General features: G+C 73.1%; 19 protein-coding genes and 1 rRNA gene. 3 read left to right on the top strand and 17 right to left on the bottom strand.

What is annotated here, in order from left to right:
• The 11 genes from FXF68_RS40435 to argC all read right to left on the bottom strand — a co-directional run.
• A 16S ribosomal RNA gene (locus FXF68_RS40435) occupies positions 1 to 108 on the bottom strand; the annotation flags it as partial.
• A gap of 637 nt (positions 109 to 745) precedes the next feature.
• The gene (gene tyrS / locus FXF68_RS40440; protein WP_148768132.1) at positions 746 to 2,026 is read right to left on the bottom strand and encodes a tyrosine--tRNA ligase; all 1,281 of its coding nucleotides are present in this window, start codon (positions 2,024 to 2,026) and stop codon (positions 746 to 748) included.
• A 74-nt stretch (positions 2,027 to 2,100) separates the two neighbouring features.
• Positions 2,101 to 2,748 (bottom strand): DNA-3-methyladenine glycosylase, encoded by a 648-nt coding sequence (locus tag FXF68_RS40445; RefSeq protein WP_148768133.1) that lies wholly within the window; start codon positions 2,746 to 2,748, stop codon positions 2,101 to 2,103.
• Between the two features lie 124 nt (positions 2,749 to 2,872).
• On the bottom strand, positions 2,873 to 4,291 hold the full coding sequence (gene argH, locus FXF68_RS40450; RefSeq protein WP_148768134.1) for an argininosuccinate lyase: 1,419 nt from the start codon (positions 4,289 to 4,291) through the stop codon (positions 2,873 to 2,875).
• A 167-nt stretch (positions 4,292 to 4,458) separates the two neighbouring features.
• Positions 4,459 to 5,655: an argininosuccinate synthase gene (locus FXF68_RS40455; RefSeq protein WP_148768135.1), complete on the bottom strand. Its 1,197-nt coding sequence runs from the start codon at positions 5,653 to 5,655 to the stop codon at positions 4,459 to 4,461.
• A gap of 77 nt (positions 5,656 to 5,732) precedes the next feature.
• On the bottom strand, positions 5,733 to 6,236 hold the full coding sequence (locus tag FXF68_RS40460; protein ID WP_067905644.1) for an arginine repressor: 504 nt from the start codon (positions 6,234 to 6,236) through the stop codon (positions 5,733 to 5,735).
• 8 nt (positions 6,237 to 6,244) lie between these two features.
• Complete coding sequence (gene argF, locus FXF68_RS40465; RefSeq protein WP_148768136.1) at positions 6,245 to 7,174, bottom strand: ornithine carbamoyltransferase; 930 nt, start codon at positions 7,172 to 7,174, stop codon at positions 6,245 to 6,247.
• Position 7,175: 1 nt separating this feature from the next.
• Complete coding sequence (locus FXF68_RS40470) at positions 7,176 to 8,369, bottom strand: acetylornithine transaminase (protein WP_148768137.1); 1,194 nt, start codon at positions 8,367 to 8,369, stop codon at positions 7,176 to 7,178.
• Positions 8,366 to 9,325 (bottom strand): acetylglutamate kinase, encoded by a 960-nt coding sequence (gene argB / locus FXF68_RS40475; protein WP_148768138.1) that lies wholly within the window; start codon positions 9,323 to 9,325, stop codon positions 8,366 to 8,368. The genes FXF68_RS40470 and argB overlap by 4 nt, the downstream gene beginning before the upstream one ends.
• The gene (gene argJ, locus FXF68_RS40480; RefSeq protein ID WP_148768139.1) at positions 9,322 to 10,479 is read right to left on the bottom strand and encodes a bifunctional glutamate N-acetyltransferase/amino-acid acetyltransferase ArgJ; all 1,158 of its coding nucleotides are present in this window, start codon (positions 10,477 to 10,479) and stop codon (positions 9,322 to 9,324) included. The genes argB and argJ overlap by 4 nt, the downstream gene beginning before the upstream one ends.
• On the bottom strand, positions 10,476 to 11,504 hold the full coding sequence (argC, locus tag FXF68_RS40485) for an N-acetyl-gamma-glutamyl-phosphate reductase (RefSeq protein ID WP_148768140.1): 1,029 nt from the start codon (positions 11,502 to 11,504) through the stop codon (positions 10,476 to 10,478). Before argC ends, argJ begins: the two co-directional genes overlap by 4 nt.
• Before the next feature lie 220 nt (positions 11,505 to 11,724).
• Between argC and FXF68_RS40490 the strand changes: the two genes are divergently transcribed.
• Genes FXF68_RS40490 through FXF68_RS40500 form a run of 3 tightly spaced genes read left to right on the top strand, consistent with a single transcriptional unit; the run spans position 11,725 to position 14,161 of the window.
• Positions 11,725 to 12,240 (top strand): MarR family winged helix-turn-helix transcriptional regulator, encoded by a 516-nt coding sequence (locus tag FXF68_RS40490; RefSeq protein WP_148768141.1) that lies wholly within the window; start codon positions 11,725 to 11,727, stop codon positions 12,238 to 12,240.
• Positions 12,237 to 13,295, top strand: coding sequence for an ABC transporter ATP-binding protein (locus FXF68_RS40495; protein ID WP_222870336.1), 1,059 nt, complete (start codon positions 12,237 to 12,239; stop codon positions 13,293 to 13,295). The genes FXF68_RS40490 and FXF68_RS40495 overlap by 4 nt, the downstream gene beginning before the upstream one ends.
• Positions 13,292 to 14,161: an ABC transporter permease gene (locus FXF68_RS40500; RefSeq protein WP_148768142.1), complete on the top strand. Its 870-nt coding sequence runs from the start codon at positions 13,292 to 13,294 to the stop codon at positions 14,159 to 14,161. The genes FXF68_RS40495 and FXF68_RS40500 overlap by 4 nt, the downstream gene beginning before the upstream one ends.
• Before the next feature lie 191 nt (positions 14,162 to 14,352).
• Here the strand turns inward: FXF68_RS40500 and FXF68_RS40505 are convergent, their stop codons facing one another.
• From FXF68_RS40505 to FXF68_RS40530, 6 genes are all read right to left on the bottom strand, one after another.
• Complete coding sequence (locus FXF68_RS40505; protein ID WP_148768143.1) at positions 14,353 to 15,972, bottom strand: ABC-F family ATP-binding cassette domain-containing protein; 1,620 nt, start codon at positions 15,970 to 15,972, stop codon at positions 14,353 to 14,355.
• A gap of 305 nt (positions 15,973 to 16,277) precedes the next feature.
• Positions 16,278 to 18,755 carry a phenylalanine--tRNA ligase subunit beta gene (gene pheT, locus FXF68_RS40510; RefSeq protein ID WP_148768144.1) on the bottom strand — a complete coding sequence of 826 codons (2,478 nt, stop codon included), beginning with the start codon at positions 18,753 to 18,755 and terminating at the stop codon, positions 16,278 to 16,280.
• Positions 18,755 to 19,864: a phenylalanine--tRNA ligase subunit alpha gene (pheS, locus tag FXF68_RS40515; protein ID WP_148768145.1), complete on the bottom strand. Its 1,110-nt coding sequence runs from the start codon at positions 19,862 to 19,864 to the stop codon at positions 18,755 to 18,757. Before pheS ends, pheT begins: the two co-directional genes overlap by 1 nt.
• 118 nt (positions 19,865 to 19,982) lie before the next feature.
• On the bottom strand, positions 19,983 to 21,092 hold the full coding sequence (locus FXF68_RS40520) for a sensor histidine kinase (RefSeq protein WP_148768235.1): 1,110 nt from the start codon (positions 21,090 to 21,092) through the stop codon (positions 19,983 to 19,985).
• 316 nt (positions 21,093 to 21,408) lie between these two features.
• Entirely contained in the window at positions 21,409 to 21,984 is a 576-nt protein-coding gene (locus tag FXF68_RS40525; RefSeq protein ID WP_246179213.1) for an STAS domain-containing protein, read from the bottom strand.
• 257 nt (positions 21,985 to 22,241) lie between these two features.
• A complete protein-coding gene (locus FXF68_RS40530; protein WP_148768146.1) occupies positions 22,242 to 23,057 on the bottom strand; it encodes a TrmH family RNA methyltransferase in 816 nt (271 codons plus the stop codon).
• Positions 23,058 to 23,085: the final 28 nt, after the last annotated feature.

Here is a 23,085-nt window from a genome sequence, read left to right on the forward strand (position 1 = left end):
TCACCCGTTCGCCGCTCGAGTACCCCCGAAGGGGCCTTTCCGCTCGACTTGCATGTGTTAAGCACGCCGCCAGCGTTCGTCCTGAGCCAGGATCAAACTCTCCATCAAGGCACAACGACCACACGAGAGGCGAACCCCGCGCAGCCAAACCTCAGGAAAACAATCCCAGCAAGAACACGACCCCACATAAGAGGGCCGTGCATTGCCTCAAAGAAATCCCCACCACCCCACAAAGGAGTGGCCACGGGGACGACCAAACCAGGAAACCCGGCCTGGCCGTATAAAGGCACTGGCTTTTAACACGCTGTTGAGTTCTCAAGAAACGGACACCCACCGCGCCGACCACCCGCTCCCGCGGGCCCCGGCTCCGGGGCAACCCTTCAAGCCTACCCAACCTGTCCCATATGTCAAACTCTGGGGCGATCGTCCCATTACGTCCGATAGGTAAGCCACAAGTAGCTCACCTGGCCGGTGCGTAGTGGGTTCCCTCCGAGGTCGGGCGCCTGTCGGCGCCCCGCTCCCCTGGGGGCGAGTAGAACAGTATGACCCGTCGCCGGGAGCGTCAAATCGACTCCGTGAGCCTTGAAACCCCAGGTCAGGTGTTCTTTTCAAGGCTCTCTACATGCCCAGTCCGGGGCGCTTGTAACCGCACTGTGACGTGTATCTACCGAGTTTTTGTCTCGGCATGACGACCGCCCGCCCGGAACATGTCCGGACGGGCGGTCTCACACGGGCTCAGGCGGGCTCAGGACGCGGCGGTCACCTCGACCCCGCCCACGTTCCGCTTCCCCCGCCGCAGGACGAGGAACCGCCCGTGCAGCAGGTCGGAGGCGTCAGGCACGGCGTCCTCGGACTCCACCTTCGCGTTGTTGAGGTAGGCGCCGCCCTGCGTGATGGCCCGCCGCGCCTCCGACTTGCTCTTGCAGAGGCCCGAGGCGGCCAGCAGGTCGACCACGGGCGGCAGCGCACCCGGTGGCACCTCGGCGCGGGGAACCTCGGCGAGCGCGGCGCGGAGCGTCCGCTCGTCCAGTTCCTCCAGGGCACCCTGACCGAACAGGGCGCGGGACGCGGCGATGACGCGCGCCGTCTCGTCCGCCCCGTGGACCAGGGTGGTCATCTCCTCGGCGAGGGCGCGCTGCGGGGCGCGGGCGGCCGGACGGTCCGTGCCCTCCTTCACCAGCGCGCCGATCTCCTCGTGGGAGCGGAAGCTGAACACCTTGAGGAACTTCTCGACGTCCCGGTCGTCCGCGTTGATCCAGAACTGGTAGAACGCGTACGGCGAGGTCAGCTCGGGGTCGAGCCAGTAGGTCTCGCCGCCGGCCGTCTTGCCGAACTTGGACCCGTCCGCCTTGGTGAGCAGCGGGGTGGTGAGCGCGTGCGCGCTGCCGCCCTCGACGCGGCGGATGAGGTCGACGCCGGCGGTGAGGTTGCCCCACTGGTCGCTTCCGCCCGTCTGCAGCCGGCAGCCGTGCCGCCGGTACAGCTCGAGGAAGTCCATCGACTGGAGCAGGACGTAGCTGAACTCGGTGTAGCTCATCCCGGTGCTGTCGAGGCGGGCCTTGACGGTCTCGCGGGCGAGCATCCGGTTCACCGGGAAGTGCTTGCCGATGTCGCGCAGGAACTCGATGGCGGACATGGGGCCCGTCCAGTCGAGGTTGCTGACCATCGTCGCGCCCGTCGGACCGTCGTGGAAGTCCAGGAACTTCGAGACCTGGCCGTGGATGCGCTCGACCCAGCCCGCGACGGTCTCCGCTGAGTTGAGCACGCGCTCCGCGCTCTTCCCGCTCGGGTCGCCGATGAGCCCGGTGGCGCCGCCGACCAGGCCGATCGGGCGGTGCCCGGCCTGCTGGAAGCGCCGCAGCGTGAGGATCTGGATCAGGTTGCCGAGGTGCAGCGAGGGCGCCGTCGGGTCGAAGCCGCAATAGAGGGTGACCGGTCCCGCGGCGAGCATGGCCCGCAGTTCGTCCAGGTCGGTGGACTGCGCGATCAGGTCGCGCCACGCGAGATCATCCAGGATGTCGGTCACGGTCTCCCTCGTCTCCGGTTCGCTTTCCGTGTGCCCACCAGGGTGCCCGGCGGGACGGGACGACGCCAGTCGATTCACCGTCCGCCGCGCGTGGGGACGGACTTCTTGCGCTGCCTCGGGACGTGCGGCCGGTACGGCGACACGCTGGGGTCGCCGTCGATCCAGAACCGCCACGGCACCTCCTTGGCGCCGTTCACGCCGGTGCGCGGGCCCGTCCTGATGAGCGCCGGGTCGGCCGGCTCGCCCGCGTGGACGGTGAGCGGGCCGTCCGGCGCGCAGACGTCCAGGCCGTTCTGCTCGCGGGCGATGCCGAGCGCCTGGCACAGCCGCGCGGGCCCGCGGCCCAGGTCGCGGACGGACGAGCGCGGCCGCCGCTCCCGCGCGACGTCCTCCCCCGCGATGATCTCCCCGGCGCGGAGGAGGACGGCCATCGACGTCCCGTCCGGCCCGCAGACGAGGTTCATGCAGAAGTGCATCCCGTACGTGAAGTACACGTAGGCGTGGCCGGGCGGACCGAACATGACGGCGTTGCGGGGCGTCCGCCCGCGGTAGGCGTGGGACGCGGGGTCGAGCGGACCGGCGTACGCCTCGACCTCGGTCAGCCGGGCCGCGACCTCGCCGTCCGGCGTGCGGTGGCGGAGCACCTGGCCGAGCAGCGCGGGCGCGACCTCGTCCACGGGACGGTCGAAGAAGTCCCGAGGCAGCAGGGGTTGTTCGTTCATCGGCTCAACCCCGTGACTCCGCTCCCCACCGAAAGAATGGGGGGCTTCCAACCCGTAGGTGGCAGTCCAGCCCGAACCGGCCCCTTACGAAGCGGAAAGACGGTTCCACAATGCATCAGAGTGCTCAGGCGTCCGATCCGGCGGCCCAGGCGGCGTGCTCGTTGACGAGTCCGCGCAGCGCGGTGATCTGCTCGCCGACGCGGTCCGGCGCGGTCCCCCCGTACGCCTTGCGGGACGCGAGCGCGCCCTGCACGTTCAGCACCTCGCGGACGTCCGGCGTGAGGTGCGGCGACACCTTGGCCAGCTCCTCGTCGGTGAGGTCGTCGAAGTCCTTGTCGTTGACCTGGCACCAGACGACGAGGTGCCCGACGACCTCGTGCGCGTCGCGGAACGCGACGCCGCGCCGGACGAGCAGCTCGGCGAGGTCGGTGGCGAGCGCGAAGCCGTCCGGGGCGAGGGCCTCCAGCCGCTCGGTGTTGATCCGCATCGTCGCGATCAGCCCGGACATGGCGGGCAGGACGAGCAGCAGCGTCTCGACGGCGTCGAACGCGCCCTCCTTGTCCTCCTGGAGGTCGCGGTTGTAGGTGAGCGGGAGGCCCTTGAGGGTGGTGAGCAGGCCGACGAGGTGGCCGATGAGGCGCCCGGCCTTGCCGCGGGCCAGCTCGGCGACGTCGGGGTTCTTCTTCTGCGGCATGATCGACGACCCGGTGGCGTAGGTGTCGTCCATCTCGATCCAGCGGAACTCCTGCGACGCCCAGAGGCACACCTCCTCGCCGAGGCGCGACAGGTGGACGCCGACCAGCGCGGCGGCGAAGAGGAACTCGGCGACGAAGTCGCGGTCGGCGACGGCGTCCATCGAGTTGGGCGCGGCGGCGTCGAAGCCGAGCTCGGCGGCCGTGGCCTGCGGGTCGAGCGGCAGGGACGACCCGGCGAGCGCCCCGGAGCCGAGCGGGGAGATCGCGGCGCGCTTGTCCCAGTCGCGGAGCCGGGCGATGTCGCGGGTCAGCGGCTGGACGTGCGCGAGGAGCTGGTGCGAGAACAGCACCGGCTGCGCGTGCTGGAGATGCGTCATGCCGGGCGCGGCGACGCCGAGGTTGTGCTCGGCCTGCGCGATCAGCGCGGTCTCCAGCTCGACCAGCCGGGACACGATCTGCCGGGCGTGGTCGCGCAGGTAGAGGCGCAGGTCGGTGGCGACCTGGTCGTTGCGGCTGCGGCCCGCGCGGAGCTTGCCGCCGAGTGCGCCGAGCCGCTCCAGCAGGCCGCGTTCGAGGGCGGTGTGGACGTCCTCGTCGGCGACCGTCGGGCGGAACTCGCCGGTGCGGCACGCCTCCTCCAGGTCGTCGAGGGCACCGATCATGCGTTCCAGCTCGTCGTCGGTGAGCAGCCCCGCCCGGTTGAGGACGCGGGCGTGCGCGCGCGAGCCCATCAGGTCGTAGGGGGCGAGCCGCCAGTCGAACTGGACGCTCACCGAGAGCCGGGCGAGCGCGTCCGACGGGCCGCCCTCGAACCGGCCGCCCCACAGCCGCGTCGGTGCCTTGGTCACGAATCTTCTCTCTTCCCACCGCTGGAGGTTCGTCGTCTCATCTCACCACGCCCGCCGCAGCACGGCGCGACGCGGGGACGCCGCGACCCGGCGTCCCCGCGTCGGCTGCCCGGCGTCCGCCACAGGGTACGGCGAAACCGCACCCCGCGGCGGGCGCGCCGCCCCGGTCAGACCTCGCGGTCGCGCTTGGCGGCGATCTTGCTGGGCAGGCTCCACAGCTCGACGAAGCCCTTGGCGAGGCTCTGGTCGAAGGCGTCGCCGGTGTCGTAGGTGGCGAGGTCGTAGCTGTAGAGGGACGAGCCGCTGCGCCGCCCGGTGACGACGGCGCGGCCGCCGTGCAGCGTCATCCGCACGTCGCCGGACACGTGCCGCTGCGCGTCGGCGATGAACGCGTCCAGGGCGTCCTTCAGCGGCGAGAACCAGAGGCCGTCGTAGACGAGCTCGCCCCAGCGCTGGTCGACGGACCGCTTGAAGCGGGCGAGGTCGCGTTCGACGGTGACGTTCTCCAGCTCCATGTGCGCGGCGATGAGCGCGATCGCGGCGGGCGCCTCGTAGACCTCGCGGCTCTTGATGCCGACGAGCCGGTCCTCGACCATGTCGATGCGGCCGACGCCCTGCGCGCCCGCGCGGCGGTTCAGCTCGTCGACGACCTGGAACGGGGTGAGCGGGCGGCCGTCCAGCGCGACGGGCACGCCTGCCTCGAACGTGATGACGACCTCGTCGGCCTCGCGCGGCTCGGCGGGGTCGGCGGTGTAGTCGTAGACGTCCTCGATGGGGCCGTTCCAGATGTCCTCCAGGAAGCCCGTCTCGACGGCGCGTCCCCACAGGTTCTGGTCGATGGAGTACGGGGACTTGGCCGACACGTCGATCGGCAGGCCCTTCTCCTCGGCGAACGCGATGGCCTTGTCGCGCGTCCAGGCGAAGTCGCGGGCCGGGGCGATGATCTTCAGGTCGGGGGCGAGGGCGGCGAGTCCCGCCTCGAACCGGACCTGGTCGTTGCCCTTGCCGGTGCAGCCGTGCGAGACGGTCGTCCCGCCGAACCGCTTCGCGGCGGCGACGAGGTGCTTGACGATCAGCGGCCTGGACAGCGAGGACAGCAGCGGGTAGCGGTCCATGTAGAGGGCGTTGGCCTGGAGGGCGGGGACGCAGAAGTCCGCGGCGAACTCCTCCTTGGCGTCCACGACGACGGCCTCGGCCGCGCCGCAGGCGAGGGCCCGCTTGCGGATCTCCTCCAGGTCCTCGCCGCCCTGGCCGACGTCGACGGCGACCGCGATGACGTCGCCGCCGGTCTGCTCGGCGAGGTACGGGATGGCGACGGAGGTGTCCAGTCCCCCGGAGTACGCGAGTACGACGCGCTCGCTCATGATCGTTATCTCCTGTGCTCGAAGTTCGTGGAATTTTCGCGGGCGGTGCGGGCTGGGACGGGGCCGCCTGGGCGGCCCTAGCTTCGTCGTTCGCGCCCGTCGGTCAGCCTGAGCAGCGCCTGCGCGACGGCGTCGCCGCCGTCCGGGTCGCGGGCGATGACGAGGATCGAGTCGTCGCCCGCGACGGTGCCGAGGATGGTCGGCCATTCGGCGTGGTCGATCGCCGAGGCCAGGTACTGCGCGGCCCCGGGCGGGGTCCGCACCATGACCAGGTTGGCCGACGCCTCGGCCGAGACGAGCAGCTCCGCGGCGAGCCGGGAGAGCCGTCCGGTGAACGTCTCGGCGGCGCCCGTGCGGGCCCGCCGGATCCGCTCGCCGCCCTCGCCGGGGACGGCGTAGATCAGGCTGCCGTCGTCGGCGCGCAGCTTCACCGCGCCGATCTCCACCAGGTCGCGCGACAGCGTGGCCTGGGTGACCTCGACGCCGTCGTCGGCGAGGTGCTTGGCGAGCTCGCCCTGCGAGTGGACGGGGTGCCGGGTCAGCAGCTCGATCACCCGGGCGTGCCGGGCGGCCTTAGTCATGGGGGTCGTCACGGGGAGCGCTCCAGCAGCCAGACGAGCAGCGCCTTCTGGGCGTGCAGGCGGTTCTCGGCCTCGTCCCACACGCGGCTCCGCGGGCCGTCCAGGACGGACGCGGCGATCTCCTTGCCCCGGTAGGCGGGCAGGCAGTGCAGGACGATCGCCTCCGGCCCCGCCGCGGCGAGCAGCTCCTCGGTGATCGCGTAGGGCTCGTAGACGGACGTGTCCTTGCCGTCCTGGCCCATGGACACCCACGTGTCGGTGGCGAGGACGTCGGCTCCGGCGGCGGCCTCCGCGGCGTCGTCGGTGACGGTCACGGACCCGCCGGTGGCGGCGGCGATCTCGGCGGCGCGGGCGACGACGGCCGGGTCGGGCGGCAGCGACGCGGGCGCGCCGACGCGGACGTGCATCCCGGCGGTCGCGCAGCCCAGCAGGTAGGAGTGCGCCATGTTGTTCGCGCCGTCGCCGAAGTAGGCGAGGGTGACGCCGGGCAGGCCGCCCTTCGCCTCCCGGACGGTCTGCAGGTCGGCGAGCACCTGGCAAGGGTGGAACTCGTCGGTGAGCGCGTTCACGACCGGCACGGTGGTCCCGGCGGCCATCTCGTCGACGCGCTCCTGCCCGGCCGTCCGCCAGACGATGGCGCTGACCTGCCGTTCCAGGACGCGGGCGGTGTCGGCGATGGTCTCGCCGCGGCCGAGCTGGCTCGTTCCGGCGTCCATCACGAGGGGGTTGCCGCCGAGCTCGGCGATGCCGGTCGCGAACGACAGCCGCGTCCGCGTGGACGGCTTGTCGAACAGGACGGCGACCGAGCGGGGACCGGCCAGCGGACGGTAGGCGAACCGGTCCTTCTTCACCTTGGCGGCGAGGTCGAGCACCTCGGCCTGCTCGGCGGGGGTGAGGTCGTCGTCGCGGAGGAAGTGCCTGGTCGTGGGGAGCGTCACGTCATGCCTCCGGCTGCGCGGCGTCGAGGATCGAGGGGAACGCGGCGGTGAAGGAGCGCGCTTCGTCGGCGGTGAGGACCAGCGGCGGGGCGATGCGCAGCGCGTCCGGCGCGACCGCGTTGATCAGGAACCCGGCGTCGCGCGCGGCGGCGTCCACGGCGGGCGCGTGCGGCCCGGTGAGGACGGCGGCGCGCCACAGGCCGCGTCCGCGCACGCCCGCGAGCAGCGGATGCTCGACGGCGCCGAGCCCTTCGGCCAGGATCTCCCCGACCTCGGCGGCGTGGGCGAGCAGGCCGTCCTTCTCGATGGTCCCGAGGACGGCGAGGGCCGCGGCCGCGCCGACCGGGTTCCCGCCGAAGGTGCTGCCGTGGTCGCCCTTGGCGAACAGGCCGCCGTGCTCGCCGAACGCGACGCACGCCCCGATCGGCAGCCCGCCGCCGAGGCCCTTGGCAAGCGTGAGCACGTCGGGCTTGGCGTTCTCGTGCTCGAACGCGAACCAGGCGCCCGTCCGCCCGATCGCGGACTGGATCTCGTCGGCGACGAACAGCGCGCCCGTCGCGTCGCAGATCTCGCGGGCGGCGGCGAAGTAGCCCTCCGGCGGCGGGACGACCCCGGCCTCGCCCAGCGTCGGCTCCAGGAACACGGCCGCGCAGTCGGCGGTCACCGCGGACTTGAGCGCGTCGGCGTCCCCGTACGGGACGAACCGCACGTCGATCGCGTACGGCCCGAACGGCTCCCGGATCGCCGCCTTCCCCGTCAGGGACAGCGCGCCCATGCTCCGCCCGTGGAACCCGTTCTCCGCCGCGACGAAGTACGACCGGCCGTTCGCCTTCCCGTACTTGATGGCGAGCTTCAGCGCGCACTCGTTCGCCTCGGTGCCGCTGTTGGTGAGGAACACCCTGCCGCCGCCGCCGAGCAGCTCGCGGAGCCGCTCGGCGAGCAGCACCTCCGGCTCGTGCAGGAACAGGTTGGACGTGTGCGCCAGCGTCGCGACCTGCGCGGACACGGCCTCCACGAGCGCCGGGTGGGCGTGCCCGAGCGAGCTGACCGCGATCCCGGCGATCAGGTCGAGGTAGGCGCGGCCGTCGGCGTCCCAGACCCGGGAGCCCTCGCCGCGCGCCAGCGCCAGCGGCGGGACGCCGTAGTTCGGCATGAACGCGGCCTCGTACCGGGCCCTCAGTTCCGCGCCGCTCATGCCGTCTCCTCCTTGGCCTCCGGGCCGCCGGGGAGGCTGGGCAGCACCATCGTCCCGATCCCTTCGTCGGTGAAGATCTCCAGCAGCAGCGCGTGCGGGACGCGGCCGTCCAGCACGTGGGCCTGCGGGACGCCGCCGCGCACGGCCGTGAGGCACGCCTCCATCTTCGGCACCATCCCGGACGACAGGTCCGGCAGCATGGCGGCCAGCTCGTCGGCGGTGAGGCTGTCGATCACGTCGTCGCCGCCCTGCTCCCGGTCCGGGGCCCAGTCGGCGTAGAGGCCCTCGACGTCGGTGAGGACGACGAGCTTCTCCGCGTCCAGCGCGACCGCGAGCGCGGCGGCGGCCGTGTCGGCGTTGACGTTGTAGACCTCGCCGTCGTCGCCGCGCGCCACGCTGGAGATCACCGGGACGCGGGCGTCGTCCAGCAGCGACCGGACGGCCCCGACCTGCACCTCGACGATCTCGCCGACCTGGCCGATGTCGACGGGCGCGCCGTCCACGACGGCCTGCTTGCGCTCGGCGGTGAACAGGTTCGCGTCCTCGCCGGACATGCCGAGCGCGAACGGGCCGTGCCGGTTGATCAGGCCGACGACGTCGCGCTGCACCTGGCCGGTCAGCACCATCCGGACGACCTCCATGGCCTCCGGCGTCGTCACCCGCAGCCCCGCGGTGAACGTCGAGTCGATCCCGTTGCGGGCGAGCGCCGCGTTGATCTGCGGGCCGCCGCCGTGCACGATCACTGGCCGCAGCCCGGCGTAGCGGAGGAACACGACGTCCTCGGCGAACGAGTGGCGGAGCCTCTCGTCGGTCATCGCGTGCCCGCCGTACTTGATCACGACGGTCTTGCCGTGGAAGCGCTCCAGCCACGGCAGCGCCTCGATCAGCGTCCCGGCCTTGCCGAGCACGCCCGCGCGGTTCTTGCGGAGCTCCGCGCCGCTCGTGACGGCGCTCACGTGGAGTACGCCGAGTTCTCGTGGACGTAGTCGGCCGTGAGGTCGGTCGTCCAGACGGTCGCGCTGTGCGGGCCCGCGGACAGGTCGACGGTGATCGTCACGTCGCGGGGGCGGAGGTCGACCTTGTCGCGGTCGTCGCCGAACGAGCCGCCCCGGCACACCCACACGCCGTTGATCGCGACGTTCAGCTCGTCCGGGTCGAACACGGCGTCGGTGGTGCCGACGGCGGACAGGACGCGGCCCCAGTTCGGGTCTTCGCCGTGGATGGCGCACTTCAGCAGGTTGTTGCGGGCGATGGAGCGTCCGACGGTGACCGCGTCCCCGGTGGACGCGGCGCCGACCACCTCGATCGCGATGGCCTTGGACGCGCCCTCGGCGTCCACGAGGAGCTGCCGGGTCAGGTCGGCGCAGACCTCGGTGAGCAGCGCGGTGAACTCCTCCTCGGCCGGGACGACCTCCGCCGCGCCCGACGCCATCAGCAGGACGGTGTCGTTCGTGGACATGCAGCCGTCGGAGTCGAGCCGGTCGAGGGTGACGCCGGTCGCCGCGCGCAGCGCCCGGTCGAGGGTCTCGGCGGGCAGGTCGGCGTCGGTGGTGATGACGCTGAGCATCGTCGCGAGGGACGGCGCGAGCATCCCCGCGCCCTTCGCCATCGCGCCGATCATGTAGCCGCCCGCGCCCTGCCGGAAGGAGATCTTCGCGACGGTGTCGGTGGTGCGGATCGCGTCCGCGGCGGCGAGCCCGCCGTCCCCGCGGGTCAGCTCGGCGGCGGCCTTGTCGACGCCGGTGAGCAGCAGGTCCATCGGGAGGCGCTCGCCGATCAGGCCGGTGGAGCAGACCGCGATCTCGCCCGCGGAATCGTCCAGCAGGTCGGCGACCTTCTCGGCGGTGGCGTGCGTGTCCTGGAAGCCGGGCGCGCCGGTGCAGGCGTTCGCGCCGCCCGCGTTCAGCACGACGGCGCGGACCCGCCCGCCCTTGAGCACCTGCTCCGACCACAGGACGGGCGCGGCGCGCACGCGGTTGCGGGTGAACACGCCCGCCGCCGCGCGGGACGGCCCGTCGTTGACGACGAGGGCGACGTCGCGGTTGCCGCTCGGCTTCAGCCCGGCGACGACGCCGGCGGCGCGGAAGCCCTTGGGGGCGGTGACGCTCAAGGGGAGACTCCGATCGTGGTGAGCCCGAGTTCTTCCGGGAGGCCGAGCGCGAGGTTGGCGCACTGCACCGCGCCGCCCGCGGTGCCCTTGGCGAGGTTGTCGACGGCGGCGACCGCGACGACGCGGCCGGCCGCCTCGTCCAGGGCGACCTGGACGAGGACCGTGTTCGCGCCGAGCGTCATGGCCGTCGCGGGCCACCGCCCCTCCGGCAGGAGCCCGAGGAACGGCTCGCCGGCGTAGGCGTCCGCGTAGGCGGCGCGCAGCGCGGCGGCGGTCACGCTGGGACGCGCCTTCGCCGTGCAGGTCGCGAGGATGCCGCGGCTCATCGGCGCGAGCGTCGGCGTGAAGGAGACGGTGACCGGCTCCCCCGCCGCCGCGCTCAGGTTCTGGACCATCTCGGGTGTATGCCTATGCGACCCGCCCACGGCGTAGGCGGACACCGAGCCCATGACCTCGCTGCCGAGCAGGTGCGGCTTGAGGGACCGTCCGGCGCCCGAGGCGCCGGACGCGGCGACCACGACGACGTCCGGCTCGGCGAGCCCGGCGGCGAGCGCCGGGAACAGCGCGAGCGAGACGGCGGTCGGGTAGCAGCCGGGGACGGCGACGCGCTTCGCGCCGCGCAGCGCCTCGCGGCCGCCGGGCAGTTCGGGCAGGCCGTAGGGCCAGGAGCCCGCGTGGGGCGTGCCGTAGAACCTCTCCCAGGACGCCGGGTCGGTGAGCCGGTGGTCGGCGCCGCAGTCGACGACCAGGACGTCGTCGCCGAGCTCGGCGGCGAGCGGGCCCGACCGCCCGTGCGGCAGGGCGAGGAACACGACGTCGTGCCCGGCCAGCGTGTCCGGGGTGGTCTCGGCCAGGACGCGCCCGGCCAGGGATCGCAGGTGGGGCTGGTGCGCGCCGAGCTCGGTGCCCGCGTTGGAGCCCGCCGTCAGCGCGCCGATCTCGAACTCTGGATGTCCCGCCAGGATGCGCAGCAGCTCGCCGCCCGCGTAACCGCTGGCGCCGGCGACCGCCGTCCGGATTCCCATGTCCCGCTCTGCCCTTCGAAGATGACTAGCAAGAGTATGCATGACCATGGATTCCTATTCAACGCCGGGATGCCGTTCGGGACGGGGTGAGACGAGCGCCACAGCGTCAACCTGTGTTGACATCCACCAGGATGTCAACCTAGATTGACGCCATGATCCGGAAAGTAGTTAGGGATCTAAAGATTTGCTCTCTAACCATCAGTCCCCTAACATCCCCGGCATGGAGAACCTCGGCATCGGCGGCCTGGTGGCGCCGGGACCCATGGAGGAGTGGCCGATCGGGCGGCTGTTCGCCATCGCGTCCCGCCTGTCGGGCCCCGTCGTGTGGCGGATCATCGAGCGGCACGGCATCAGCCCGGCGGGCTACTTCCTGCTGCGCGAGCTCATCGCCGAGGACGGGCTGCGGGCGGGCGAGATCGCGAAGCGGATGCTTGTCACCCCGGCGACCGTCACCTCGGTCGTCGACACGCTGGAGCGCAACGGGCACGTCCGCCGCGAGCGCTCCTACCGCGACCGGCGCGGCGTGATGCTGCGCATCACCGACTCCGGCCGCCGGCTGGTCGCGGAGAAGTCGCAGCCCATCGGGCGGGACCTCGGACGCCTCTACTCCGTCGTCGACGAGGGCGACGAGGCGGCCGTCCGGCGGTTCCTGCTCAACCTCATAAAACAGTTCGAGAACTTCTCCGCCGCGGAGGACGATTCGGACGGACCTGAAGCGAAGGGAGACGGCGCGTGACCAAGCCGCCGCAAGCCGCGCCACCAGAGACCGCGTCCGCAGAGCCCGCGTCCCCGGAGCCCGCGCCGGGGGAGGCCGCGGCGCCGGAGGCCGACCAATCCGAGATCGCCGTTCGCACGGTCGGGCTGAAGAAGACCTACGCCGCGTCCGGCCAGCGCCCGGAGGTGCCCGCCGTGCGGGGCATCGACCTGGACGTCCGGCGCGGCGAGTTCTTCGGCCTGCTCGGCCCGAACGGCGCGGGCAAGTCGACCACCATCGGAATGCTCACCACGCTCGTCGTCCCGACCGGCGGCAGCGCCACCGTGTGCGGCCTGGACGTGGTGAAGGACGCCGTGGCGATCAAGCGCCGCATCGGCGTCGTGTCGCAGCAGAACAGCCTCGACAGCGACCTGGACGTCTTCGAGAACCTGGAGTTCCGCGGGCGGTACTTCGGGCTGAGCGCCCGCGACGCCCGCCGCCGCGCGGACGAGCTGCTTGAGCTGTTCGGGCTGACCGAGCAGCGCGGCGGCAAGCCGTTCGAGATCTCGGGCGGGCAGGCCAAGCGCGTGATGATCTGCCGGGCGCTCATGCACGGCCCGGAGGTCCTGTTCCTGGACGAGCCGACCGCCGGGCTCGACCCGCAGACGCGCACCAACCTGTGGGAGGTGCTGCGCGGCCTCCAGGCCGCCGGGCAGACGATCATGCTCACCACCCACTACATGGAGGAGGCGGAGGCGCTCTGCGACCGGGTCGCCGTCGTCGACCACGGCGAGATACTCGCCAGCGGCACGGTGGACAAGCTCAAGTCGAACGCGGGCGCCGACACCGTGATCACCGTGACCTACGACTCGGCCGTGCCGGAGGAGGTCCGCGGGCTGTCCGAGCGGAACGGCATCAGCAAGGTCGAGATCAACGACGGCCAGGTCCGGGTGTTCGCCTCCGAGCCGGAGGGCCTGCTCGGCGAGCTCGTCGCGATCGGCGCGGGCGCGGGCGTCGGCGTCACCGACGCGACCCAGCTCCGGCCCAGCCTGGAGACCGTCTTCCTCACCCTCACCGGAAGGGACTACCGCGAATGACCGCCTCCGCCGTGCCGGCGGCTCCGGCCACTCCCGCCAGGCTCGCCCCGCCGCCCCCCGCGCGCGCCACGCTGCCCCGCACGTTCGGCGCGATGATGGCGCGCGAGGCGCGGGTCATGCGCAAGAACTTCGTGTCGACGTTCACCCGGGTGCTGGTGCAGCCGGTGATGTTCGTCTTCGTGTTCGCCTACGTCCTGCCGAAGCTCGGCGGCGGTGCCATGGCGGGCGGCGCGGGCGGGCCGACGTTCTCCACCATCCTGCTGCCCGGCCTCATCGGGTCCTCGATCATCATGCAGGCGATGATGGCGGTCATCTTCCCGCTGATGATGGAGCTGACCTGGCAGAAGTCGATCACCGACCGGGCGCTGGCGCCGGTGCCGATCCCGCTGCTGGCCGTCCAGAAGATCATCGCGGCGGCGACGCAGGGGCTGATCGGCGGGCTGCTGGTGTTCCCGGCCGTGCTGTTCATCCACGCCGACGGCGAGGCGCCCAAGGTGCACGTGGACAACTGGCCCGTCCTGATCGTGGTCATGGTGGTGGGGTCGCTGCTGTCCGCGTCCGGCGGGCTGCTGCTCGGCACGCTGCTGAACCCGCAGAAGGTCCAGATGCTGTTCGCGATGGTGCTGCTGCCGATGACCATGCTCGGCTGCGTGTACTACCCGTGGTCGGCGCTGGAGAACATCCGCTGGCTGCAGATCCTCAGCCTGTTCAACCCCCTCGTGTACGTGAGCGAGGGGCTGCGCAGCGCGCTGACGCCGGAGGTCCCGCACATGCCGACCTGGGCGTTCCTGCTGGCGATCACCGGCGGAACGGCCCTGCTCACTTGGGCCGCGACCCGGACGTTCACGAAGCGCGTCCTTACCTGATCTCCCAGGGGGGCGACCCCCTGGAACCCCCGTCGCGACGCAGGCGATCCTCACGACGCCGTACCGGTTCGTTTCGCCCGTGCGGGCCGCGTGGCGTCGCTGCGGTCGCCTGCGTCGGCGGGTCGTGCGGTCTCCGGGCGCTGGGCGCCCGGAGACCGCACAACCCGTGACGCCGGGGCTGTCGTCGTCGATTACATCGGTTCTGTTTCGGTCAGGCCCGTCTCGCGGTCCATGCGGAGCCAGCGGGTCAGGGCGAGGGTGCGCAGGAACGGCACGTCGTGGCTGACCACGACCATGGCGCCCTCGTAGGCGGCCAGGGCCTGGGAGAGCTGGGCGGCGCTCGCCATGTCGAGGTTGTTCGTCGGCTCGTCCAGCAGCAGGAGCCGCGGGGCGGGCTCGGCGAGCAGCAGCGACGCGAGGACGGCGCGGAACCGCTCGCCGCCCGACAGCGTCCCGGCGGGACGGTCGGCCCGCGCCCCGCGGAACAGGAACCGCGCCAGACCGTTCCGCACCTCGGCCGGGGTCGCGGACGGCGCCTGCGCCCGGACGTTCTCGAACACGCTGAGCCCGTCGTCGAGGACGTCGAGCCGCTGCGGCAGGTACCGGACGCCGTCCACGCCGATCCGGACGGATGTCCCGTCCGGGACGCGCTCCCCCGCGAGGGCCCGCAGCAGCGTCGTCTTGCCCGAGCCGTTCGGCCCGACCAGCGCGATCCGCTCCGGCCCCCGGACGATCAGCTCCGCCAGCGTGCCCGGCTCCGGGTCGGGCGGCGCGGGCAGGCCCGTGACGGTCACGACCGTCCGCCCGGCGGGCACCCGGGTCGCGGGCAGCTCGACGCGGATCCCGGCGTCCTCGCGGACGGCGTCCTCCGCCTCCGCGAGGCGCGACCGGGCGTCCGCGAGGCGCTCCTCGTGCATGATGCGGTGCTTGCCGGCCGACTCCTGCGCGGCCCGCTTCCGCGCGCCCATGACGATCTTCGGTTCGCGCTTGGTCTCGCTCATCTTGTCGCCGTACCGCTTCCGCCTGGCCAGTTTGACGTGCGCCTCCTCCAGCTCCTTCTTCTGGCGGCGCAGGTCGGTCTCGGCGGCGCGGACGGTCCGCTCGGCGGCCTCCTTCTCGACGGCGAGCAGTTCCTCGTAGGCGGACAGGTTGCCGCCGAACGTCCGCACCGCGCCGTCCCGCAGGTCGGCGATCTCGTCGACGCGGTCGAGCAGCTCCCGGTCGTGGCTGACGACGACGAGCACGCCCGTCCAGGACGCGACGGCGTCGTACAGGCGGCGGCGCGCGTCCAGGTCGAGGTTGTTGGTGGGCTCGTCCAGCAGCAGGACGTCGGGACGGGCGAGGAACCGCGCCGCCAGCCCGACCATCACGGCCTCGCCGCCGGACAGCGTCGGCACCGTCCGGTCGAGGCCGAGGTGGTGCAGGCCGAGCCGGTCGAGCTCGGCGCGGGCGCGTTCCTCGACGTCCCAGTCGTCGCCGACGGCGGCGAAGTTCTCCTCGGTCGCCTCGCCGCGCTCGATGGCGTGCAGCGCGGCGCGGGTCGCGGCGATGCCGAGCAGGTCCGCGACCGTGGCGGCGTCGTCGAGGACGAGGTTCTGCGGCAGGTAGCCGGTCTCCCCGTCGACGCTCACCTTGCCCGACGCCGGGCGCAGCTCCCCCGCGATGATCTTCAGCAGGGTGGACTTGCCGGATCCGTTGACGCCGATCAGGCCCGTCCGGCCCGTGCCGAAGGCGGCGTCGAGACCGTCCAGGACGACCGTGCCGTCCGGCCAGGCGAACGTCAGATCCGAGCACACGACGGCATATGACATGGGTGGCCTCCATGGTGATGAGCAGGTGCGGGACGCATGGAGACACCGCGGAACGCGCGACGCGCCGGCGGGCATGGAAAAGCCCGGCGGGATCGGAGTCCACACTGAGGTCACGTGCGCGGGCCGGTGAACGGCCGCTGCGCGGTGTCGGACCTCAGATCCTCAATGGACTCCCCTACCGGGCGGCAATGTGACCCAGTGAGCGTACCCGACGTCTTGGCACTACACAAGCCGTGTTCGGACACGCGGGCCGATACGGCGAAGCCGCCCCGGACGTCGTCCGGGGCGGCTTCCGACGGGATGGGTCAGGCGCCGCGCAGGACGGCGCCCGTGCGCTCGGCCGCGGCGGCGACCGCAGCGGCGCGGGCCTCCGACGCCTCCTCGGCGGTGAGCGTCCGGTCCGGGGCGCGGAACCGGAGCGAGTACGCGAGGGACTTGCGCCCCTCCCCCACCTGCTCGCCGGTGTAGACGTCGAACAGGCGGATCGCCTCCAGCAGGCCGCCCGCGCCGTCGCGCAGCGCTGCCTCGACCTCCGCGGCGGGCACGCCCGAGCCGACGACCAGCGCGACGTCCTGCGTCGCGACCGGATACGACGACACGTGCGGCGCGGTCACCGCGACCGGCTCGCCGAGCAGCCGCAGCTCCAGCTCCATCGCGCAGGTCCGCGCGGGCAGCCCGTACGCCTTCGTGACGCGCGGGTGCAGCTCGCCGGCGTGCCCGACGAGCGTGTCGCCCACGTAGAGCGCGGCGCAGCGGCCCGGATGCCATGGCGCGTGCCGGTCGGCCTTGACGGTCAGCTCGACGCCGACCTCGCGGGCGACCGTGCGGGCGGCCTCGATCGCGTCCGCCCACAGCGCGGGACGTCCCCCGCCCCACCAGCCGGACGGCTCCCGGTCGCCCGACAGGACGACCGCGACCCGGTGCGGCTGGTCCGGCAGCGCCGCCTCGACCGACGCGATCTCCTCCGGCGTCGGACCGCGGTCGACCGCGAGGCGCGGCGCCCGGTCCGGGGCGTCCGGACGCGGCCGGAACACCGCGCCCAGCTCGTACAGGGCGACGTCGCTAAAGCCGCGTCCCACGTTGAGCGCCAGCACCTTGAACAGGCCGGGCAGCAGCGTGGTGCGCAGCAGCGGCTCCTCCTCCGACATCGGGTTCGCCAGCCGCATCGCGCGGCGGCGCGCGTCGCCCGCGGGGAGCTGGAGGCCGTCCAGGTCCTTGTCGGACACGAACGGGAACGCCAGCACCTCGACGTACCCGGCGCCCGCGAGCGCGCGGCCGACCCGCCGCCGCAGCCGCTGCCGGACGGTCAGCCCCTGCCCCGCGACCGGGCGCGGCGCCCGCGCCGGGATCTCCTCGTACCCTTCGAGCCGGATGACCTCCTCGGCCAGGTCGTTCGGCTCGGTGAGGTCCGGGCGCCACGACGGCGGCGTCACCGTCAGCACGTCGCCGCCCGCGACCGCGCAGCCGACCTGCTCCAGGCGGCGGACGACCGCGTCCCGCGTGTACGGCATGCCCGCGACCCGTCCCGGATGCGCGGCGGGCATCGTCACCGTCACCGGCTCGACCGGCGCCTCGGCGTGCGTCACGCCCGGCAGGACCTCCGCGCCGCCCAGCTCGGCCAGCATCCGCACCGCCCGGTACGAGGCGTACAGCGGCAGCTCGCGGTCGACGCCGCGCTCGAACCGGTGCGACGCCTCGCTGTGCAGCTTGTGCCGGCGGCTCATCCGCGCGGTGCCGATCGCGTCGAAGTGCGCCGCCTCGATCACCATGTCGGACGACCGCTCGTCGATCTCGGTGGCGAGGCCGCCCATCGTCCCGGCCATCGAGATCGGGCCCGACTCGTCGGTGATCAGGATGTCGCCGGGGTCGAGCTCGCGCTTGACGTGGTCGAGCGTCTCCAGCTCCTCGCCGGGCGCGGCGCGGCGCACCACGATCGGGCCGGTGAGCTTGCCCCGGTCGAACGCGTGCAGCGGCTGCCCGAGCTCCAGCATCAGGTAGTTGGTGACGTCCACGGCCAGCGACACGGGACGCATCCCGGCGCGGTGCAGGCGGACCCGCATCCACATCGGGGTCTGCGCGTCCGGGTCGAGGCCCCGCACCTCGCGCAGGACGAACCGGTCGCACGCGGTCGGGTCGCCGATGCTCGCCGGGTACGCCTCACCGTTCTTCTCGGGGAGCTCCACATCGGCCGGGTCCTTGAACGGCACGTCGTACGCGGTCGCCGCCTCGCGGGCGAGGCCGCGGATCGACAGCGCGTAGCCGCGGTCGGGCGTGACGGCGATGTCGAGGACGTCGTCGCGCAGCCCGAGCAGCTCGATCGCGTCCGCGCCGACCGGCGTGTCCGCGGGCAGGACGAGGATGCCGCTGTGGTCGTCCCCGATGCCCAGCTCGCTGACCGAGCAGATCATGCCCTCCGACACCCGGCCGTAGGTCTTGCGGGCGCCGATCTCGAACCCGCCGGGCAGCACGCCGCCCGGCAGGATCACGACCACGTGGTCGCCGACCGCGAAGTTGGACGCCCCGCAGATGATGTTCTGCGGCTCGCCCGTCCCGTTCGCGTCGCCGACGTCGACCCGGCAGTAGCGGATCGGCTTCTTGAACTCCGTCAGCTCCTCGAACGCCAGCACCTCGCCGATGACGAGCGGGCCGGTGATGTCGGCGCCGGCACGCTCGACCGTCTCGACCTCAAGGCCCGCCGCGATCAGCTTCTCGGCGAGCGCGCGTCCCGTCACGTCCGCGGGCAGCTCGGCGTACTCGCGCAGCCAGGAAAGCGGGGCCCGCATCAGATCTCCATCCCGAACGGGAGGGTGAACCGGACGTCGCCCTCCACCATGTCGTACATGTCCTCCACGCCGTGCCGGAACATCAGCGTCCGCTCGACGCCGAGGCCGAACGCCCAGCCGCTGTAGCGGTCCGGGTCGACGCCGCAGGCGCGCAGCACCCGCGGGTTGACCATGCCGCAGCCGCCGAGCTCGATCCAGCCCTCCGAGCCGCAGGTGCGGCACGGCTCGGCGCCCGGCTCGGCGGACGCGCCCCGGCACACGAAGCACTGCATGTCCACCTCGCCGGACGGCTCGGTGAACGGGAAGTACGACGGCCGGAACCGCGTCTTCAGACCCTCGCCGAACATCCCCTTCACGTAGGCGTCGATGCCGCCGCGCAGGTCGGCCATCGTCAGGCCCTCGTCGACCACGAGGCCCTCCAACTGATGGAAGACGGGGCTGTGGGTGGCGTCCAGCTCGTCGGTGCGGAAGGTGCGCCCCGGCGCGACCACGTACACCGGCAGCTCGCGCGCCAGCAGCGACCGGATCTGCATCGGCGAGGTGTGCGTCCGCATCACCAGGCCGGACTCCTCCGACTCGACGAAGAACGTGTCCTGCATCGTGCGCGCCGGATGGTCGGGCAGGAAGTTCAGGGCGTCGAAGTTGTACCACTCGGCCTCGACCTCGGGGCCCTCGGAGACCTCGAAGCCCATCGAGACGAAGACGTCGACCATCCGCTCCTGCATGGTGGTCAGCGGGTGGCGGGCGCCGCGCGGAGCGCGGTCCCACGGGAGCGTGACGTCGACGGTCTCCTCGACCAGCACGCGCTGGTCGCGCTCCTCCTCCAGCTCCGCCTGGCGCGCCTTGAGCGCCTGTCCGACGGCGCCGCGGGCGGCGCCGATGCGCTTGCCCGCGTCGGCGCGGGCGGCGGGCGGCAGCGCGCCGATCTCGCGGTTCGCGAGCGCCAGCGGGGAGCGGTCGCCGGCGTGCGCGAGGCGGACCTGCTTCAGTTCGTCGAGGTCGGCGGCGGCGGCGATGGCCGCGAGCGCCGCGTCGCGGGCCCGCTCCAGCTCCGCCGCGCTCAGCGCGGACACCTCGACGGGATCAAAGGACTTGTTGGGTGCAGACATGGCTGTGTCATCGACTCCGGTCGGCGTGGGACGCCCGCAGTCTAGTGCGCGGGCGGTGAAGATCCGGAAAGCGTGCGCGGAACGCGCGGCCCGTCCAGGGGCCCGGCGGCCGCCGGGCTCAGCCGGCGTGGTCGGGGGCCCCTGCGGGCACGGTAAATCGGAACTCGGCGCCGCCGCCGGGCGCCCGCCGCACGGCGATCACGCCGCCGTGCGCCTCGACCAGGCCCTTCACGATGTAGAGCCCGAGGCCGGTGCCGCCGCGGCGGTTGCCGCCGGGGCCGCGCCAGAACTGCCGGAAGACGCGCTGGGCCGCCTCGGGCGGGATGCCCTCGCCCTCGTCGCGCACCGACACGGCGGCTCCCTCCTTGTGCGCGTCCGGCTCCACCACGATGGTGACGGTGCCCGCCCCATGGCGCACCGCGTTCTCCACAAGGTTACCGAGGATCTGATCCATCTTGTCGGGGTCGAGCCACATCTCGGGCAGCTCGCCGCGCGTCTCGAAGCGGAACCGGTCCTCCGCCTCGCCCGCCGCGACCCGGCCCGCGATCACCTTGCGGACCTCCTCCGGCAGGTCGACGACCTGGCGGTGCATCTCCAGCCGGCCCGCCTCGATGCGGGACACGTCCAGCAGCTCGGTGATCAGCCGGGTGACCCGGTCGGCGTCGGCGTTGACCGTCTCCAGCATGACGCGCTTCTGGTCGTCGTTGAAGCGGTGCCACTTGGCCAGCAGCGTCGCGGTGAAGCCCTTGACGCTGGTCAGCGGGGAGCGCAGCTCGTGCGCGACGGTGGAGACGAGGTCGGCGCGGTCGCGCTCCTGGCGGGCGCGGTGCAGGGCGTCCCGCAGGCACACGGTGAACCGCTCCACGCGGCCCTCGCCGTCGCGCCGGTACGCGGCGGTGACCAGCACCTCCGTGCCGTCGGGCAGGAACAGGACGCGCTCGGGGTGGCGGGTGCGGGTGGCGAGGCCGTCGTAGGGGGCGAGGCACTTCCACCAGTCGCGGCCCTCGGCGTCGTGCAGCGGCAGGACGTCGCGGAAGTCGCGGCCGAGCGCGGCCCCGGCCTCGACGCCGGTCATCCGCGCGGCGGCGGCGTTGAACACCAGCACCCGGGCGTCGCGGCCCGCGACGAGCAGCCCGTCGGGCAGCTCGTCGGCCGCGACCGCGGCGGCGACCGGGGCGAGGCCGGACGGATCCCCGCCGGGGCCGGCCGCGGACCGCTGCGCGGGCACGCGGGCGGCCACGCGAGGGGCTTCCTCTCCGCCCACAGCGGCCTCCAGAACACCGAAGGGAACGCGGCCTGTCGAGAAGAGACTCTAGCCGCAGTCGGGTGTCTTGCGGGACCCGGAAAGCCCCCTGCGGAAAGGCATCTGTAGCCCGCGGGCGGATCGCGGCGGCCCCGAGACCGGCCCCGCGCCCCGAGGGTCGCAAACGTCACCCGGACACGGGCCTCACCGGGACGCGGACCCACAGGCTCGCGAAGTCACCGGATCACGGACAGCGGTTCGCGGACAACAACGGTTCGCGGACGTCAGCAGATCGCGGACGTCAGCGGGAGGTGCTCGGCGAGTCGTGGTCGGCGAGCGCGTCCGGCACGTCCGCGTGGACGGCGAACAGGCGGTCGAGCCCGGTGATCCGCAGCAGCCGCAGCTGAGCGGGGCGCACCCCGGCGAGCGCGATCTCGCCGCCGGTCGCCGAGACCTGGTTGTGCGCGGCGACCAGCGCGCCGAGCCCGGCCGCGTCGCAGAACGGGACGGCCGTGAAGTCGGCCACCAGGCGGCGCGTCCCCGCGCCGTGCAGCTCGACGAGCCGCGCGCGCAGGGTGTCGGCCGTGTGCAGGTCGATCTCGCCCGCCACCGCGACGACGGCGGTGTCGCCGTGCCGCAGCGCGACCTCGACCCGCAGTTCGGCGGTGCTCGGGGCCGCGCTCGCGACGGTGCCCGCGGCGAGGCCGCCCGGGACACGTCCGGCCGGGCCGCGGTCGCCCCCGGCCCGCGCGCCGGAGGCCCCGGGAGCCGCGGCGACGGCGCGCGGCGCGCACCGCACGTCCGGCCCGCGCCGGCCCGCCCTCCTGGGCGGCCAGGTCTCCTCGGTCATCACGTTCGCCCCCACTCTGCGCGGCATCGGCGCCGCCCCTGGTCAAAGCACTGATCAACACCGTAGGCACCGGACCAGGGCGGAGAGATCCCTCGTCAGGCCCGTTCCCGCTCCTACCTGCGGACGAGTTCCGCGGCGGCCGGTCCACCCCCGGACCGACCTCGGCGTGCGGACCATCCTCCCAGCTCACCGCCCGGGGCACCGCGACCGGGACGACCGGTTGCGGCCATCCGGTCACGCACCGCAGCGGCCCTCGGCGCGCCGCTGGCCCGGTTGCGCGCCGGTCACGTCCCGCGCTGGGCGCGGGCCGAGGCATAGAGGCATACGGCAGCGGCCGTCGCGAGGTTCAGGCTCTCGGCGCGCCCGTGGATCGGGACGCGCACGACCTCGTCGACGCTGCCGAGGATCTCGGCGGGCAGTCCCCACGCCTCGTTGCCGAACACCCAGGCGGTGGGGCGCGCGAGGAGGCCGTCGTCGAGCGCCTCGTCCAGCGTGCGCTTGCCCCCGCCGTCCGCGGCGAGGACGGTGAGCCCCGCGCCGCGCAGCTCCGGGACGAGCGCGTCGAACCGCGGGCCGACGACGACGGGCAGGTGGAACAGGCTGCCCGCCGAGGCGCGCACGCACTTGCCGTTGTAGGGGTCGACGGACGCGTCGGTGAACACGACCGCCTCCGAGCCCGCCGCGTCGGCGGTGCGCAGCACCGTGCCCGCGTTGCCGGGGTCGCGGACGTGCGCGAGGACGGTCACCAGCCGGGGACCGGCGGCGAGCGCCGTCTCCAGCGGGACGTCCACGAACCCGCACACCGCCAGCAGCCCCTGCGGGGTGACGGTCTGCGCGAGCTCGGCCATGACCTCGCCGCTGACGCGCAGCACCGGCGCGCCCGCCCGCTCGGCCGCGGCCACCAGCTCGGGGTGGCGGGCCTCCGCCTCCGCCGTGGTGAACAGCTCGGCCAGCCCGCCGGGGATCTCCAGCGCCTCCCGGACCGCCTGCGGCCCCTCGGCGAGGAACCGGTTCTCGCGGCGCCGGAAGGCCCGTTTGGCGAGCCGCCGAGCGGCCTTCACCCGTGGAGACCGGACGGAGGTCAGCTCGCGGCCCGCCATGTCGCGTCGTTCGCCCGAGTCCGGATGC

This window comes from Actinomadura decatromicini, assembly GCF_008121305.1.
Classification (GTDB): Bacteria; Actinomycetota; Actinomycetes; order Streptosporangiales; family Streptosporangiaceae; genus Spirillospora; species Spirillospora syzygii.